Annotated in this window: 12 protein-coding genes and 1 pseudogene; 9 read left to right on the top strand and 4 right to left on the bottom strand. The window is 68.0% G+C overall.

Features of this window, described 5'->3' with window-relative positions; genetic code table 11:
- The first annotated feature begins 49 nt into the window (after positions 1–49).
- The 7 genes from F0U60_RS15225 (at position 50) to F0U60_RS15195 (ending at position 9,554) form a co-directional block, all read left to right on the top strand.
- Positions 50–2,512, top strand: a complete 2,463-nt coding sequence (locus tag F0U60_RS15225) for an acylase (RefSeq protein WP_395819889.1) — start codon at positions 50–52, stop codon at positions 2,510–2,512.
- 205 nt (positions 2,513–2,717) lie between these two features.
- Positions 2,718–3,887 (top strand): hypothetical protein, encoded by a 1,170-nt coding sequence (locus tag F0U60_RS15220; protein WP_395819886.1) that lies wholly within the window; start codon positions 2,718–2,720, stop codon positions 3,885–3,887.
- A gap of 101 nt (positions 3,888–3,988) precedes the next feature.
- Entirely contained in the window at positions 3,989–4,561 is a 573-nt protein-coding gene (locus F0U60_RS15215; RefSeq protein WP_395819883.1) for a hypothetical protein, read from the top strand.
- Entirely contained in the window at positions 4,558–5,607 is a 1,050-nt protein-coding gene (locus F0U60_RS15210; protein WP_395819880.1) for an AI-2E family transporter, read from the top strand. Before F0U60_RS15215 ends, F0U60_RS15210 begins: the two co-directional genes overlap by 4 nt.
- Positions 5,608–5,920: 313 nt before the next feature.
- On the top strand, positions 5,921–6,616 hold the full coding sequence (locus tag F0U60_RS15205; RefSeq protein WP_395819877.1) for a dihydrofolate reductase family protein: 696 nt from the start codon (positions 5,921–5,923) through the stop codon (positions 6,614–6,616).
- 335 nt (positions 6,617–6,951) lie between these two features.
- On the top strand, positions 6,952–7,323 hold the full coding sequence (locus F0U60_RS15200; RefSeq protein WP_395819873.1) for a hypothetical protein: 372 nt from the start codon (positions 6,952–6,954) through the stop codon (positions 7,321–7,323).
- The gene (locus tag F0U60_RS15195; RefSeq protein WP_395819871.1) at positions 7,320–9,554 is read left to right on the top strand and encodes an IPT/TIG domain-containing protein; all 2,235 of its coding nucleotides are present in this window, start codon (positions 7,320–7,322) and stop codon (positions 9,552–9,554) included. The genes F0U60_RS15200 and F0U60_RS15195 overlap by 4 nt, the downstream gene beginning before the upstream one ends.
- A gap of 64 nt (positions 9,555–9,618) precedes the next feature.
- On the opposite strand, the gene F0U60_RS15190 is transcribed toward F0U60_RS15195, so the two are convergent.
- Positions 9,619–10,224, bottom strand: a complete 606-nt coding sequence (locus tag F0U60_RS15190; protein WP_395819868.1) for a malonic semialdehyde reductase — start codon at positions 10,222–10,224, stop codon at positions 9,619–9,621.
- Positions 10,225–10,303: 79 nt separating this feature from the next.
- On the opposite strand from F0U60_RS15190, the gene F0U60_RS15185 reads away from it, so the two are divergent.
- Positions 10,304–11,212: a LysR family transcriptional regulator gene (locus tag F0U60_RS15185; protein ID WP_395819865.1), complete on the top strand. Its 909-nt coding sequence runs from the start codon at positions 10,304–10,306 to the stop codon at positions 11,210–11,212.
- A 120-nt stretch (positions 11,213–11,332) separates the two neighbouring features.
- On the opposite strand, the gene F0U60_RS15180 is transcribed toward F0U60_RS15185, so the two are convergent.
- From F0U60_RS15180 to F0U60_RS15170, 3 genes are read right to left on the bottom strand one after another with little or no spacing between them, the layout of a single operon-like run.
- A complete protein-coding gene (locus F0U60_RS15180; protein ID WP_395819862.1) occupies positions 11,333–12,925 on the bottom strand; it encodes a DUF1501 domain-containing protein in 1,593 nt (530 codons plus the stop codon).
- A gap of 7 nt (positions 12,926–12,932) precedes the next feature.
- Positions 12,933–13,952 carry a hypothetical protein gene (locus tag F0U60_RS15175; RefSeq protein WP_395819859.1) on the bottom strand — a complete coding sequence of 340 codons (1,020 nt, stop codon included), beginning with the start codon at positions 13,950–13,952 and terminating at the stop codon, positions 12,933–12,935.
- 1 nt (position 13,953) lies between these two features.
- Positions 13,954–15,885: a hypothetical protein gene (locus F0U60_RS15170; RefSeq protein ID WP_395819856.1), complete on the bottom strand. Its 1,932-nt coding sequence runs from the start codon at positions 15,883–15,885 to the stop codon at positions 13,954–13,956.
- A 61-nt stretch (positions 15,886–15,946) separates the two neighbouring features.
- Between F0U60_RS15170 and F0U60_RS15165 the strand changes: the two are divergent.
- Positions 15,947–16,582, top strand: a pseudogene (locus F0U60_RS15165) (fibronectin type III domain-containing protein); the annotation flags it as partial.
- Positions 16,583–17,372 lie beyond the last annotated feature (790 nt).

The raw sequence follows: 17,372 nt of genomic DNA, 5'->3' as shown, positions 1-17,372 counted from the left end.
CCCATGGGCTATCAGAGCCATGGCCGTCCCCTCCACACTCTCATCGGACATGACCCCACTACTCGACTCCCAGCCCTTCCGCCTCTCCCTGAGACCCACCCTGCTGGCGCTCGCACTGGCCGCCACCGCCACCGGTTGCGATGAGCCGAAGCCGGAGCCGGATCCGGATCCGCCCCCCACGGCCCGCTACCAGGCCACCATCCGCCGCACCGGCTTCGGCGTGCCCCACATCACCGCCAAGGACCTGGGCTCCGCGGGCTATGGCCAGGGCTATGCCTTCGCCCAGGACAACGCCTGCACCCTGCTCGACCAGATCCTCAAGGTGCGTGGTGAGCGGGCCCGATACCTCGGCGCCGGTCCCAACAGTCTCAACGTGGCCACGGACTTCGCCTTCCGAGTGCTGGACCTGCCCCGGCGCGCCGAGGAGTCCTGGTCGCGCGAGCCCGCGGACGTGCGCGAGCTCATCTCCGGATACGTGGCCGGCTTCAATCACTTCCTCTCGCTGCCGCTCGCCGAGCGCCTGCCCTGCGCGGGCCAGCCGTGGGTGAAGCCCATCACCGAGGTGGACCTGACGGCCTACCACCGCGCGCTGGGGCTGCTGCTCAGCGGCAACCGACTGCTGGGCGCCATCGCCGCCGCGCAGCCTCCTGGCACGGGCGCGACCCTCCAGCCCGAGAACCTCCCGCTGCTGCGCGAGGTGGACGTGACGAAGATTGGGAGCAATGGCTGGGCCCTGGGCGCGGAGCGCTCGGAGAGCGGGCGCGGCATGCTGGTGGCCAACCCCCACTTCCCCTGGGAGGGTGAGCTCCGACTGTGGGAGAGCCACCTCACCGTGCCGGGCAAGCTCAACGTGTACGGCGTGGGCCTCCTCGGCGTCCCCGGCGTGCTCATCGGATTCAACGAGCACGTGGCGTGGACGCACACCGTGTCGATCGGCGCGCGCTTCACGGCCTACACGCTGCCGCTCGTGCCCGGCAAGCCCACCTCCTACTACTACGACGGCCAGGTGCGGGACATGACGGCGCGTCCCATCACCCTCCAGGTGCAGCAGCCGGACGGCTCGCTGAGCGAAGTGACGCGCACCTACTACAGCAGCCACCACGGCCCCATCATCTCGCTCGCGGGCATCGGCTGGAGCAACCAGCTCACCCTCAGCTACCGCGACGCCAACCTGGACAACGAGTCCCTCATCACCCAGTTCCTGGGGATGAGCCGGGCCAACAGCTTGGAGGAGTTCCAGCAGGTGTTCGCCAACGTGGGAGGCATCCCCTGGGTGCACACGATGGCGACGACGCCGGAGGGCAACGTCTGGTACGCGGACGCGGCGGCCACGCCCAACCTGCGCCCGGCGACGCTCCAGGCCTGGGCAACGGCGGTGGCCAACCCCGACTCGCCGCAGGCACGGCTGCTCAGGTCGAACGTCGTGCTGCTGGACGGCAGCACCTCCCGCGACGAGTGGTTGGAGGAGCCCGGCGCGCGCAGCCCGGGCCTGATTCCCTTCGCCCGAGCCCCGCAGCTCCAGCGCCGGGACTTCGTCTTCAACTCCAATGACAGCCACTGGCTGGCCAACCCGGCGCAGCCCCTGACGGGCTTCTCGCCCATCCATGGCCAGGAGGGCACGCCGCGCACGCCGCGCACGCGCATGAACGCCCAGCTGCTCACCGAGGTGCGCGCGGACGGTGCCTCCGGCGCGGACGGGCGCTTCTCGCTCGAGGAGCTGCAGAACGCCATCCTCTCCAACCGCAGCTCCACCGCCGAGCTGCTGCTCGCGGACGTGGTGCAGCGCTGCAAGGCTTCGCCCACGGGCACCGCCGAAGGGCAGACGGTGGACCTGACGCAGGCCTGCGACGTGCTGGCGGCCTGGAACGGACGCTACGACGTCGACAGCGTGGGCGCCGCCCTGTGGCGCCAGCTCATGAGCGCGTACACCTACAGCGCCCTCCTCAACGCCGGCCCCCTGTTCGCCACGCCCTTCTCGCCGAGCGCGCCGCTGACCACGCCCAACACCCTGAAGCCCCGCCCGGAGACGGGGGCGGATCCGCTGGCGGACAAGCTGGCCGCCGCCGTGCTGAAGCTGAAGGCCGCGGGCCTCGAGGTGAGCACCCCGCTGGGCCAGACCCAATACGCCCTGCGTGGCACCGAGCGCGTCGCCCTGCACGGCGGCGGCGACGTGGACGGCGTGACGAACATCTGCGGCTACGACGCCAGCAGCAACACCTCGCTGGAGCCGACCACCCCGCGCGGCACCGTGCTTGATAGCTCGACCGGGCTCACCCAGGACGGCTACGTCATCAACTCGGGCACCAGCTTCCTGATGGCGCTGGAGTACACCGACAACGGCCCCCGCGCCCGCGCCTTCCTCACCTACGGGCAGAGCGCGGACCCGGCGTCGGACCTGTACCGCAACCAGCTCAAGCGCTTCTCCGAGAAGCAGTGGCGTCCCATCGCCTTCGCGGAGCAGGACATCGCTGCGGATCCGTCGCTCGGGACGACGACGCTCGAGGGGAACTGACTCCATCGCGCGCCAAAGAAGGTGTCAAAGGACTCGTCTCGACATCCCGCCCCCTACGAGTCGTCTGCCCCCCTGTCTGCGCATGCGGCGGGGCAAGGGCGTCGGAACGACGAATCCTTTGACACCTTCCCGGTGAGGCGTCCCCCCTTCCCGGAGGGGGGCTTGTTCCGCGCCCGCCCTGTCCCATAAGCAACCGTCTCAAGCCATGCGCGCTCTCCTCCTCACCCTGACCCTGCTGCTCTCCGCTCCCGTCTCCTCCGCGCTCGCCGCCGAGGACTCCACCTGGAGCGCCACCTTCTCCGCCGAGTCCCTGGCCACCTGGCTCGACGCGCCCCCCGCCCGCTACCTGCTGGTGCCCGCGGGCGCCGAGTCCCCGGCACTCACCCAGGCAGAACAGGCGCTCGCGACGGCGCTGCGCGCCAGCGGCAAGGCGTCATTGGTGATGGATGCCCAGGCACTCGGCCCGGTGACGCGCTCGGATGATGCCACCATCGTCCAGCGCGGCGCGGGCTTCCCCGTGGACCGCGTCCTGGTGCTGCGGCTCTTCCCGGACGCCTCCGGCGAGCAGACCCAGGCCGTGGTGACCGTCTATGACACCACGGGCCAGACGCGCGGCGCCTTCTCCGCGACTCGGGGAACCGCGCTCGAGCCTAGGACCCAGGCAGCTCCCGAGCCCGCTCCCTCCAAGCCCGTTCCTTCCATGCCCACGCCCTCCAAGCCCGTGCCGCCTTCCGCTCCCTCGATGGACCCCGTGGAGCAGTACGAGCAGCAGTACATCGGCTTCGACGAGTTCATCGCGGTGAACGCCGGAACGCACGCCGTGGTGTCCCAGCACACCGTGCCGTACGAGGGCAAGTTCAAGAAACCGCTCCGGGGGGACACCTTCTACCAGAAGGTGGGCCGAGCGGACCTGGTGGAGGCCTACCAAGGCAAGATGACCCTCAAGACGGTCCTGGGAGTCGTGGGTGTGGGGGCCATCGCGGGAGGAATCGTCGCCGGCGTCACCGGCGCCAATGCCAACCAATCAGAGGACTGCTTCGCAGACCGCGGCTACTTCGAGGACACCAGCGCTTGCTTCGATCGCAACTGGGAGCGGGCGGATCGGCGACGGGAGGCGTTCCTGACAGGCTTCGGGATTTCCGCGGCGGGCATCGGCGTGCTGATAGCGGCCATCTTCATCAACCCCCACCCCGTGACGCCCAGTGAGGCACGCGAGCTGGCCGACGGATACAACAAGAAGCTCCGATCGGACCTGGGGCTCTCCGATGATGGCAAGCCCGTCACCCCCGCCAGGGCTCCCTCGTCCATCCAGGCCCGCTTCTCCCCCGTGTTCCGCGCCGACGGCGGCGGCCTGCTGCTCAGCGGCACGTTCTGAGTCCAAGCCCGAGCCCCCCTGCCGTGTTGGAAAGGACTGGGGAGGATCGGGCGAGCAGGCACGCGCTACCCATGGTGCGCCAGTGAACCCACCGTATGCGCATGTCGAAGGTTCCCTCCACCATTCGCAATCCGGCCCTCTCCCTCTGGCAGTCCTGTCTCCATCGGGTGCTCTCTCGGAAGTCGGAAGCGCATGAAGCGGGGGGCCTGGAGTCCTCCGTGGAGCACCCGGCCATGCAGGACGCGAGTGCCGCCGTGAGGGAGCATGGGGACTCGCACGAGGTGGAGCACCCTCCCTCCCCGCGCCAGCGAGCCAGCATCTGCGCGCGGCTATGCGCCCGTCTGGCCCTCGCTCGCTTCCACGGAGACCATGAGGAGGTGCAGCGGCTGACGAGCAAGCTGCGCTTCACCTCGTGCGACCCGCTCTGGGTGGAGTCGGTGCTGGAGTACGAGCACGCGCTCCTCCTCCACCGCGAGCCCTTCTACCGGCGCCATGCCTCCCTGGAGGACTTCATCCTGCCGGACCTCCCGGACGAGACCACGGTGGCCCTGCTCGCGGGCTGGGGCACTGGCATGCCGGATGCGCGGGCACTGCCGGGCTACTTCTGCCTGCGCAACCGGTACTGGCAGCTGCTCGGCATGGACACCGGCCTGCCCTCCTCGGGCTCGCCATGAGCCAGGCTCGCGGTGTTCCGCCGCTCAGTGACAGGACGGTGTGGAGGGTGGGCCTCAACACCGTGGCCCTGGTGTCGCTGGTGCTGCTGGTACGCGCGGCATGGCAGGTCATCACCTGGATACTGGTGGCCCTGTTCCTCGCGTTGGCGCTCGAGCCCCTGGTCTCCTGGCTCCAGCGGCGAGGGCTGCGACGCGGCCTGGCGGTGCTCACGGTCTGCCTCTCCTTTGTGGCACTGCTCGTGGTGCTGTTGCGGAGCGTCGTTCCGCTGTGCCTGCATCAGCTCCGCCTGCTCCTGGAAGAGGCCCCCCTCCTCTTCGGCAAGCTTCGCCGGACCGGCGCCTTCGCATGGCTGGACAGTCACCTCGAGTTGGGGGCGCTCATCCATGAGCGGCTGCGCCAGGGCGGCAGCGGCTCCCTGCACTCCATGGTGGAGTTGGCCCGGCGGGTGTTCATCGGAGTGGGCGCGGCGATCGCCGTCTCCTTCCTCTCACTCTTCATGCTGCTCTTCGGACGAGACGTGGTGGACTCTCTGCTGGGCTGGTTCGAGCCGGACAAGCGGGAGCGCCTCCTCGGGCTGGCACAGCGGATGAGCCACCGCGTGGGTGGCTACGTGGGAGGAGCCCTCCTGCTCGCCGCCATGGAGGGCACGGTGGTGGGAATCGTCCTGCTCTCCGTGGGAGTGCCCTATTTCCTTCCGCTCGCGCTGTTGGTGGCGTTGCTGGCCATCGTCCCCTTGATGGGGAGCGCCCTCTCCGCCGTCCTCCTCGGGGTCACCACGCTGGCCTCCACCGGCATGCACGCGGCGCTCGTGGTCCTGGGCGTCTACCTCGCCTACGCGCAGCTGGACGCCCATGTGCTGCGCCCACTCGTGCAGCGACACACCATCCAGATGAACCCGCTGCTCATCACCGTGGTGGTGCTCCTGGGCGCCGGGATCGCGGGCCTGCTCGGCACGCTGCTGGCTCTGCCCGTCGCCGCCGCCGTCCAGGTGCTGCTGCAGGACGTGCGGGCACGCCGTGAGGCCCTCCGACGCTCGAGCGCGTGAGCCGATGTCCCGCATCCAGGCACGACCCCGTCACGCATGGAGCTATTCCGTAACCCACTCTGCCATCTCATCCGCGCGCTCCCAGGCGAACAGGGGTCCCTACCCTCGAGCACTCGCATCCGGGCCCGGGGCAGCAATTGCTCGAGACGACGGCCGACTGCCTGAAGGCTCGACAACGACAAGGCCTGGGCTGTGCCTGGATGGTCAAGGACATCGGGCCCGGCGATGGACCACGAGAAAATCTTCGCGGCCATGTCGATCCCCGCCGGGACCATTCGTCGTAGGACTGAACCCCTTTCGAAGGAGCAGTTCCATGCGAAGAGTCGTGGCCGGAGTTTTCGTCAGTCTCGATGGCGTGATGCAGGCGCCGGGTGGTCCGGAGGAGGATCCAACAGGTGGCTTCAAGTTCGGCGGCTGGACGACGCCGTATTGGGATGACGCCATTGGTGCGTCGCTCGGCGAAGGCTTTTCGCAGCCCTTCGACCTTCTTCTCGGTCGGCGCACCTACGACATCTTCGCGGCGCATTGGCCCTACATCGAGACCGATTCCACGAAAAGTACCTTCGACGCGGTGAACGCGCAGGTCGCGGAGACGTTCAACCGCGCGACCAAGTACGTGGCCACCCACTCTCCCGAGACGTTCACCTGGAAGAACACGCAGTGGCTCGGCGAGGACGTCGCGGACGCGGTGCGCGCGCTCAAGAAGCAGGAGGGTCCGGTGTTGCTCGTTCAGGGCAGCAGCGAGCTGCTCCAGACGTTGCTCGCGAATCAGCTCGTCGATGAGCTGCGTCTCCTCATCTACCCGGTGCTGCTCGGCGGGGGGAAACGGCTGTTCGGGCCCGGCATCGCGCCCGGTGCCCTGAAGCTCACGAAGTCCGCTGTCTCACCGACTGGCGTCGTCATCGCGACGTACGAACGCGCCGGAGCGGTGAAGACCGGGTCGTTCGCGTTGGACAAGCCGACCGAAGCGGAGCTTGCTCGGCGCAAGAAGCTCGCTTCCGGCGGGTAGCGCGTCTGGCCGCGCCCGCAGCTCCATCGGCAGCGGGCACGTGAACAGCTCCCAGGCCAGAGGCATGCGCTGAAGGGGGCCGGCCGAGTGGTGCGCCAGGCCGGAGGAGAGGCAGCGCGGTCCCCGTGGGGTACACACCTGCCCAGGCAGCCGTCTCATGAGGTGCGCGGCAGGGCCCTGGGCCTCTTGTGGCTGGTGCCTCTGGCCGTAGGCGCGGAGCACCGTCGCCGCGATGTCCCCGGGAAAGGTCTCAGACTCGGATTTCGCCATGGAGGCCCGGGCGGGATGGCTGTCGGCTTGACTCTCGCACCGGGGGTCGTTGCAATACCCTGACCATGCTCACCATCCGTGATGCCCAGATTGCCACGTTCGAGGGAGCGGTCCACCAGCGCTTCATCGAGCAGCTCACCGAGATCATGGCGAGCGACTTCGCCGACCACGAGAGGGCGCTGGGCCGGCCCGCCTTCGAAACGGTCGTTCGCAATGCCATCGAGCAGGCGGAGGGCTTCGGCCTGCGGACTTCGGCCGAGATCACCGACTACGTCTGCACCGTGCTCTGCTGCGGCGAGCGCTTCCACGAGAAGTCCGAGCTCGCGTGGGCAGGCGCGCTGCTGCGCTCCAAGGACCCGGAGCGGGCGCGGAAGGTGTTGGATCAGGTGCTCGCCTCGCTGGGAGCGCGCGCGGCGCAGAACGGGCCGCGCTCGTGATCCCTCCCACGCTGGTCATTGGCTTCGCTGGTACCGCCATCGCGGTGACCGCTTCGACGCTCTATCTCTGCTGCACCCGCGCACGCGGGAGGGGCGCGCAGCTCAACAACGGCGCCGTGCAGAACTGCGCACCGCCCGTGGTGCCTCAGACGCTCGTACCGGCGAACAACCCGGTGGTGCTGCCCCAGGCTCCGCCACAGCAACTCGTGCAGCCCGTGGCCGTGGTGCAGCCCCCGCCGACCATCACCGCCATCCAGAACACCCAGGGAACCACCGGCGGTGGGACGCGGGTGATCATCACGGGCGTGAACTTCACCGCCAACGTGACGGTGCTCTTCGACAACGTCGCCGCCACCGTGGTCAACGCCACCGCCGTGCAGCTCGACGTCGACACACCGGTCCACGCCGCGGGCGCGGTCGACGTGCGGGTGACCAACAGCGATGGTCAATCCGCCACCACCGTGCGCGCGTTCACGTACATGAACCCCGAGGTGCAGGCGATCACGCCTCGGGAGGGGCCGCTCCTGGCCGGCAATCGGGTGCGGATCACCGGCAATTACTTCGGTCCCAACGTGAGCGTGCTGATCGCCGGACGGCAGGCCCTCAACGTGCAGCGAATCAACGAGCAGACGGTCGACGCCGACGTCCCGGCCCGCCAGGCGCCGACGCCAATTGGCCAGGGACTCAACGTCGACGTCGTGAACGGGCACGACCATGCCCGCGGCCGCTTCAACGCCGGCTACACCTATGAGCCGCTGCAACTCACCTCGGTGAACCCCAGCACCGACACCTCCGCGGGCGGCCTCCCGCTCACGCTCAAGGGCAAGGGCTTCGACGCCGGAACCACCGTCACCATCGGAGGATTCCCCGTCGGAAACCTCGTAGTCGTGTCCCCCACGCAGATCGACTGCACCGCGCCCGCGCTCCCGGCGCATGGCGGCGTCCTCTGCGACGTCGTGGCGGTGAGCGGAGGCGGCGGCGCCCAGACCGCCACGCTCGCGGACGGCTTCACGTACACCGCGCCCGTGACCCTCGTCGCGGTGGCGCCAGCGCGCGGAGACCGCAACGGCAACACGCAGGTGAGACTGCTCGGCATGGGCTTTTCCACCCAGTCGATGGTGGCCTTCTTCGGCGGCCAGCAGGTGAACACGGTGTTCGTGGACGAAACGGAGCGGCTCGTCCAGACGCCGAACGTGGTCCACCCCAACGGGAACGCCCATGCCTTGGACGTCATGGTGCGCGATCAGCAGAACAACACCTCGCAGCTCGCCAACGGTTACACCTACGAGGCCGCCGAACCGGCGATGCATGTGGTGCTCTACCCCGCCGGCCACGATTTCGACTCCATCCTGGCCAACGGAGGGAACGATCCGAACCTGGCTGGACAGCTCCGGCAGATGCACAACACCGGCGCGCTCGACGCGCGCGACGGCGGCGCCGCGGTACAGGTACCGAACCAGACGTACCACAACCACATCGCGGGAGGCGCAGGCGGGCTCCTGTTCTGCCGGCACACCCACCCGCCGCACACCATCTACCAGGTGCTGGACGTCACGCTGCACCGGCCCGACAACAACTACACGAGGAACCTGCTGGCGCACAACACGCCGAACGGAATGTGGCACCCCAACCGGGGCGCCGACCTCAAGACCATCGAGAAACACGACACCGCCATGGCGCAGAACTTCGCCAACGTCATCGCCGTGCAGACCGCGATCAACAACACCTTCACGCTGTTCGCCGTGGAGCCGAACACGGGAGCGCTCGCCAACTGCGATCAGGTCACCATCCGGGGGCGGAACATCCCAGACAACATCGCCGTGACCTTCGGCGGCGTGGCCGCGGTCTGCAACAGCGTCGACGACACCACGGTCACAGCCACGCCGCCCAACCATGCCGCGGGCGCGGTGGACGTGCGGATCACCGAGACGCTCCACGGCCGCAACATCTTCGTGGAGCTCCCGAACGCCTTCACCCACCAGAACTTCGCCCTGGCGGCGCTCACGCCCGCGATCGGCGCGCACGATGGCGGCAACAACGTAGTCATCACCGGCACGGGCTTCAACGCGACCGCGACCGTCTTCTTCGACGCCACCGCGGCGACCGACGTCACGGTCCACAGCTCCACCGTCATCTCCGCGCGCGCCCCCGCCCATGCGGCGGGCGTGGTGAACGTGACCGTCACCGTCAACGGCGCCGCACAGGTGCTCCCGTATCGGTACGTGCAGTGAGCGAAGAAAGTGTCAAAGAAATCGTTACAACCATCAAGGAGAGCCGTCGGCTTCCGCGCGGCGCTCAAACAATCGTGCAAACTTCCTCGAAAGACAGGCGCGGTCCCCGCGGGTAGAGCTTCGAACTGTCACCATACCCGATCGTGCAGATGAAGTTCGATTTGAGGTTCGTGCCCGCGAAGAAGACCTTGTCCACCTCCGCATTGTAAAAGCCTGACATGGGGCAGACATCCAAGCCCAGGGCGCGGGCCGCGAAAATCAAGTAGGCTCCCTGGAGGGAGCTGTTGCGAAAGGCCGTGTCGTAGCTGAACCTGGGATCATTGACAAAGAAATGCCTTGCATCATAGCTCGGAAAGAGCCGGGGCAGGTCTTCGTAGAACTTCTCATTGTAGGCAATGATTGCCGTCACGGGGGCCGATTTCACCTGCTCGATGTTGGACCCCATCAAGGCTGGATAGAGCCTGGCCTTCTCCGATTCACTCCGCACGAACACGATCCTCGCCGGTGCGGAGTTCACCGATGTGGGTCCCCACTTCATCAGCTCGTAGAGTTCCCGCAGGGTCTGCTCCGAGACGGGCTTGTTCTGCCAGAAATGATGGGTGCGGGCTTCTGTAAAGAGCTGCTGGATGGATTCCTTCGCAATGGTCCTGGTCATCGGGGTCTCGTTCATTTGATACCCCCATTCTTGGCCCGACAGACCACATTGAGAAGAGCGAAGAATCCCAATATATTTTCCGGATAGGCGAAAGATGAATCCGGACTTGAATGCAGCGATGATCTTCGTGAACGTGGTGAGGGCGGGAAGCTTCAGCAAGGCGGCTCGGAGCCTCGGTCTCTCCGTCTCCACCGTGAGTGACCGGGTGGTTGGCCTGGAAAAGGCCCTGGGGGTGAGCCTCCTGACCCGAACCACCCGGAAGTTGAAACTGACGGACGAGGGTGCCGCCTTTTTCAAGGAATCCGAAGCCGCGCTCCAGACCCTGCTGGGTGCCTTCGAAGGAGCCACGGCGGCCCGGCAGCAACCCACCGGTACCTTGAGGATCTCCGCGCCCGCGGATCTTCCGCCCTCGGAGATATCCGCTGCCGTCATCGAGTTTCGGGAGAAGTATCCTCAGGTCAAGGTGGAGACCCACATCAGCAATCGCTACGTAGACCTCATCACCGAGGGATTCGATATCGCCATCCGGGGAGGGAACCTGGAGGATTCCGGCCTGCGCTCCAAGCGCCTCGGGGTGGGAAACCTGGTCGTGGTGGCGAGCTCTCGCTATCTCCAGGGAGCCTCGGCCATTCAGCACCCACGAGACCTCACGGCGCATCCGTGCATCGGCTTTGTGAGCAAAGAGGGAAACAAGGGCAGCATGCTGTGGCACCTTCGCTCGGCGAGCGGAGAGGCCGTCCGGTTGAAGCCTGATTTCGTGGTCTCGTCTACGTCCTTCGCCTGGATCCTGAGCCTCGTGAGACGCGGGGCGGGATTGGCCCTGGTGCCCCAAGCGTTGCTGAAGGAAGACTTCGCCAGGAAGAGGCTCGTCCGGGTACTTCCGGATTGGGCCACGGAGTATGCGCCGGTGAACCTTGTCTACCCTCCTCAACGCCTTTCTTCGCCCAAGGTGAGGGAAATGATCCCCATCCTGGAGAGGCACTTGCGCGAACTGTTTGCGTAGAGCCGCTCGGCCGCCCTGCTGAGGTGGGGCGCGGCCTGCCTTGGTACGAGGAGCGGGACTTCGCCATGCTCCTGGAGTGCGGACGCGGGCGTCATGCGGACGCCCGCGTCACAACTTCGCTCAGGTCCTCACGACGCCATCGAAGACGCCGTAGCCCCCCGGGATGAAGAAGTCCTTGCCGGGCACCAGTCCATAGGCGCGCAGCACCGTCGCCGCGATGTCCTGCGAGTTCGGCGTCCGCGTGACGATGTCCCCGGACTCCTCGACGAGCCTCACCGGAATGCCCATGGGCGAGCCCTCCATCCTCTCGTCGTATCCGCCGATCATCTGGTTCCCCTGGATGCCGCCCCCCACCAGCAGCGCACACGTCGCGGGGTGGTGGTCGCTGCCCACCTTGGGAAACGTCCGCCCGAAGTCGCTGTAGACGTAGACGAGCGTCTCATCCAGCAGCGAGCGGGACGGGTCCGAGCGGCTCGGAGTCAGGCTCATCTCCAGGCACATGCGCCCCACCATCTCGAACGCGATGCGCAGGTACTGGGCATGCACGATCTGCCCGTTGACGAAGTGGGAGTCGAAGGTGAAGCCCTCGATGCTCGTCCCCCGCAGGGTGACGGTCGACACCAGGTCGGACTTCAGCAACTGGAGCGCGAACGCATAGTCCCCCATCGACTGCATCATGCCGCAGGCATCCGCATAGCCGGTGCAGGCCATCCAGTCCTCGGGATAGGCGGGGTCGGCCTTGAGCTTCTCCCAGGCGGGCGTCTTCTCGAGCACCGACAGCATGTCCCGGCGAATCGTGCGGCTGGCGCCCTTGTACGTGTCGTAGAGCTGCTCCAGGTACGCATCCGTGCCAGCGGTGGAGGTGCCGCGCTCGCGCCGCACTGCCTTGAGCAGGGCCGAGTCCACCGCCGTCGCGGGCACCGTGCCGGACATCGGCGTGCCATCGAAGGCGAGATTCGGCTCATCCTTGCGCGCTCGCAGGCCGTTCCACGTGCCGTCACGCCGGTCGGAAAGCGTGGGCTCCACCGTCGCGCTGGAGGAGAGCAGCGTCGGGTTCGCCAGCGCGGGCAGCCCGAGCGCCATCGGCAGTGGCCCACCCAGGGCGACATTGGGCAGGGCCCGGTCCGGGAAGCGTGACGCCATGGCGTTGGCGACAACGGCCTGCACCGACGGGGCCCGGAAGGTGGAGCCGGCGACACCGCACATGCTCGCGATGAGGCCGCTGGCGTGCGCGGCCGTCCCCTGGTCCGCCCCCACCAACAGCACCGCCTTCTCGTAGAGCTTGTACTTCGGGTTGGCCCACACGTACCCATCCGGGCGGTAGGTCTGGGCGTTGCCGACGACGGGATTGCGCCCGCTCCTGTCCGCCGGGTTGGCCCAGTTCCAGTAGACGGGCATGCGCAGCTTGCGCACGGGCCCGGGAGCCAGCAGGTCCACCGGAGAGCGGTCCAGGTGCTCCACCTGCTCGGGGTTGTACCCGTAGGCGTTTTCGTATCCCTGCGCGGGAGGAATGAACTTCTGGATGCCCGCGCGAGTCATCGGCGCGAAGAAGGACTCCCAATGGATTCCGCCCACCAGCCAGATGGCCAGCATCTTCGTGGGCCGGCCCGACGCCGACTGAGCCATCGTCGTCGGCAGCCCATACCGCGCCAGCAGCCCGACCTGCGCGGCCCCGAAGGCCGCTTGAAAGAGATTGCGACGAGAGAGTTTCATGGGGGCCTCAGTAGAAGATCCAGTGCGGGTGGCGGATGAAGTACGAGCAGACCCCCACGTAGGCGGGCTCGGTGTCGGTCGGAGTCGCGAGCGGCACGAAGACGTCCGCGTACAGCTCGTCCACTTGCGCGTCGGTGAAGCGCTCCCCCAGGAAGTGGAGGGACCAGCGCTTCAGCGTGGCCTTGACGTCGGCCGGGTTCGCCGTGCGCGCCGCGCCCTTCGGGAACAGCGCCGTGTTGTCCGGCTTGGCGAGGGCCCGCCGGCACCAGCGCTGGGAGACCTGCGTCAGCGTCAGGGCGAAGGTGGGCGCGGGGGTCCGGTCCGCGGAGACCTGGTTCATCACCGAGCCTCCGCCCAGCCCGTGGTAGCGCTCGCCGGAGATGTACTGCCGGGGTGCGGGGATGGCGTCCGGCGACTGGAGCGGGAGGTGGTCCTCGCCCCGGGACTCCGCCATGTCGAAACCGAACTCCTTGGCATTGACGAAGAAGTCGTCGTACCCCAGCCCGAGCTGCTGGTAGAGCGCGCGCTGAACCTGGTCGGCGCTCATGCGGGTGATGCGCGGGGCGTCGGGGTTCGGCCGGGAATCGCGCTGCTGCGCGCCGAGCCCCTGAATCCATGCGCGCACCGCCTGCACGGAGAGCGTCGCGGAGCCTTCCGAGACGAGCTGCGCGTAGGATTTCTGGCCGATGGGCATCTGCTTGAAGGCGCCGGTGCCCCGGCCCTCCAGGAGCCTCACCAGCTCGCTGTCATCGGGGCTGCCCGCCTTCACCAGCCGGGAGTCCGAGACGAGCAGGCTCTGGAAGGCCGCCACCGAGGCGAAGTAGCCGCGCGTGCCCTGCGCGTGACACCCCTCGCAGTGCGGCTTGAGGCCCTCCATGACGCGCTGGGTTTCGGTGGTGGCGGGCGTGCCGCAGGTGGTGGGCGGGGGCTGGGACTGGGGGGACCGGGACTGGGGTGAGATCGCGGTGCCCTCGCAGCCGGACAGGAGCACCAGGGGGAGGACGAGGAGGAATGCGAAGCGGTTCATGTCAGAGCCCCCTCTGGAACAAGCTCGACTGGGTGAGTGATTTGACGAAGGGCCGGACCTTGCGTCCTCCCTCGATGAAGCGCGCCACCTGGTCCTCCAGGTAGCCCGCCTCCTTCGCCGGGTCGATGTCCCGCCCCATCACCTGCGCGTGCAGGTGGCGCACGACACACCGGTCGAACGAGCCCGAGGCGACGATGAGCTTGGCGAAGCCCAGCGGCCCCACCGTCCCGTCACTCACCTGGCCCAGCAGGTTCTGCTCCGGCGGGAGGAAGTCGATGAAGACGGCCTCCGGGTTCGCCTCGGCCTGGGCCTGCGTGATGGGCGTCAGGAGCGTGTCGGGCATGTACCAGCGGTTCCAATGGATGAACGGGTCGGTGTGATAGGGGTACTCGCTGGTGCGCCACCGCGCGGGCCAGTGCCACACCGTGCCCACGCCCGGCATCGGGTAGGTCGCGCCATGGCCCTCGAACCCGTGCCCTATCTTCGCGTAGCGCTTGAAGTGGATGGCCGCCGGATCCACCCGGCGGTGGCAGTGCTGGCAGGGCCCCTCCGTCCCCGGGTCTCTCCGGTACTCGTTGAACTCCTGTCCCTGCGGCGGGGAGAGCTCCTCGCACGCCAGCATCTCCAGCGCCCGCGCGCCGCGCACGCGCTCGCGGGTGAAGGCGCTGAGGAAGCCGAGGCTGGTGAGCATGCCCGCGGCGGGGATGCCCCTCATGGCCGTGGACTGCGTGCGCGGGTCGTACCGGTAGTCTCGCTCCTCCAGGAAGAAGGGGTTGCGCGCCGGGACGGAGTACTCGCGCCAGGCGGTCGGATCACCCTGGGAGTGCTCGGGGTCGACCGGCGCGTTGGCGAAGCGCGACGGCCTCCACCAGGAATCGTCGTCGAGCAGGTACGTCAACTCGCCGGCGAGCCCCTGCATCACGTAGGCGGCCTGCAGGCGCGTGGGCCCCACGGAGTAGCTGCCGAGGATGAGGTCCGTCATCGGCCGGTCGTGCCAGCCGAGGTGCGCGAACAGCCGGGCGGGTTCCTCGGCGACGAGCCGCCGCTGCCCCTGCGGGTTGTGGAGCCCGTAATCCTCCCAGCCCGGATAGCTTCCCGTGTCGGCGTGGCAGCGCACGGCAGCGGGCCCGCAGCCACAGTTCGCGATCGGGCCCGCGGTGGCGCAGGTCACCGTCACCGGGAAGCCGCTCGCGTCGTAGGTCTGCCCCGTGGCCGCCACGCTCGCCGCGTAACCGACCAGCACCGCCGTCGTGCCCGGCGCCCACCAGGGCTCGAGGGAGCGCTCCTCCGCGGGCGTTCCATCCGGCTTCTGGCCCTGACAGGCCTTCTCGTCGCCGCGGAAGTACTTCCAGGCCCCGGCCTTCGGGGTGCCGTCCGCGCACCGGACAATGGAGCGCTGCTGCTGCAAGCCATACTCCGGCGGATCCGCTGACGGCCCCACGGGCGGAATGTTGAACCAGTCGCGCGCCGTCTCGAACAGCGTCCGGTAGAACGCGGGCTGCTGGAGCGTCTGGTCCACGAAGGCCGAGACGTAGGCGCGCTGCGCGGCCTCGTCCCCGGCGGCCTCCTGCGCGGCGTACTCCTCGTCCGTCGGAGGCGTTCCCCTCAGCGCCAGCGCGGCGCGCCGCAACTGGCGGCTGGGGGAGAGCACGTCGGCCGGCACACCCGCGTCGGAGCCGCCCTCGGACGGGGGCTCGACGCAGCCGGCGTCCTGGCCACCGGGATTGTCATGGGGGGCCGTAGTGCTGCCGGTGGAGCATCCCAGCCAGAACAGCACGGGAAGGACCCACAGCAGGGAGTGCGCGCATCGCGCGGCTGCCAGCCATGGAGGGGGGAGCTTTCGGTTGGAGATGGAAGAAGTTGAGTAACCGCTCATGGGTTCCCGGCACAGCATCCCCAGGATGGCGAACTGGCACGTGTTCTCTCTGGCCACGGTGACCTCCTGTCCCTTATATATCAGTCTGATACAAATGAGCCAAGAGGGATGACACCCCATGGAGCCACCCGGTTGTTGCGCGAGGCAGGCACTGGCTGGCGTTGCAGGCCTGTGCATGCTCCACAGGTCGCAGCGGGCGCCTGATGACCGCCGTACTACAGAAGTCACACTGAGACTGCAGATGACCCACGAAAACAGAGACGCTCGCTCACGAAAACTATCGAGGATGGAAGAGAGCACCGTAGGACTGCACACGCGCATGCTGCTTCGACCGCTCGTTCGAACCCTTGTCGTCAGTGTGTTGGTTCTGGCCTCAGCCGGCTGCACCGGCTCGGACAATGGAACAGATGACGGCGGAGTTGTCGGGCGAGCTGACGCAGGGGCTGATGCGGGAGCCGACGCCGGCGCTGACGCGGGGTTCGACGCTGGTGTCAGTGCGTGCGATCCGAAGCCGGCGCGCCCCGCCTCGCCGACGAAGCTCGCCGCGGCAAGCGTCTCCTCCTTCGAAGTCTCACTGGCGTGGGAGCCGTCGCCGGATGCCTCGGTCAAGCGCTACCGCGTGCTGCTGGGCGCGGCGCAGGTCGGACAGGTCGATCGGTCGTCCTTCACCCACCGCCCGGCCGTCCCGGGCGAGACGTACACGTACACCGTCACCGCGCTCACCGACGACGGGGGAGAGAGTGCCCCGTCGAACCCGGTGACGGTGACCATCCCGAATCCCCAGCCGGATGCACTCTCCGGGCTGGCGGCGGGACACTGGTACGAGTTCCCGGCTTCGAACCTGCGGGCCGCGGCCCTGAAGCCGACGCCCGATAAGTATCCGTGGCTCGCCTGGGGCGAGGGCATCAGCGGAATCATGAACGACTGGTCGAGCGGTGCCTTGGACACCCAGCGCGACCGGCTCTACATCACCGGCGGCGGCCACAACGGCTACTTCGGCAACGAAATCTACGGCTTTGATCTGCGCACGGGCGCGTGGCTGCGCCTGACCGACCCGGACCCCGTCAAAGAGGGAGATGAGTGTCCCTCCCGGTCGTTGGGGGTCAACTGCGCCACCCACACCTACGATGGGCTCGAGTACCTGCCTCTGCCCTTCGACCGGTTCCTCGCGGTCGGCTGGGAGGGCTGGCCGCAGACGGCGCTCAACCTCGACACGAACCGCTGGGAGAATCACCCCGACCTTCCCCAGCTCGGAATGCGCACCGGCGCCAACTGTGCCTACGATCCCGGCACCCGCGTCCTCTGGTACCACGCCGGCGGAGGGGCGATGTCGTTCTGGGACCCGGCCACCGGCAAGTGGACCCTCCGCGGTGAGACGGATAACTTTGGCTATTACCGGAACGCGGTCGTCGACCCCCGGCGCAAGCTGTACGTCGCGGTGGGTCAGGGCTTCACCGAGACCTGGAGCATCGACGCGCTGGGGAAGTTCGTTCCGAAGCACGTGCGGCTCGCGACGACGGGCGCCAGGGAGATTGAAGACGGTG

The organism is Archangium minus, from assembly GCF_044360475.1.
Lineage (GTDB): Bacteria > Myxococcota > Myxococcia > Myxococcales > Myxococcaceae > Archangium > Archangium minus.
This window is presented reverse-complemented; position numbering and strand designations above follow the sequence as displayed.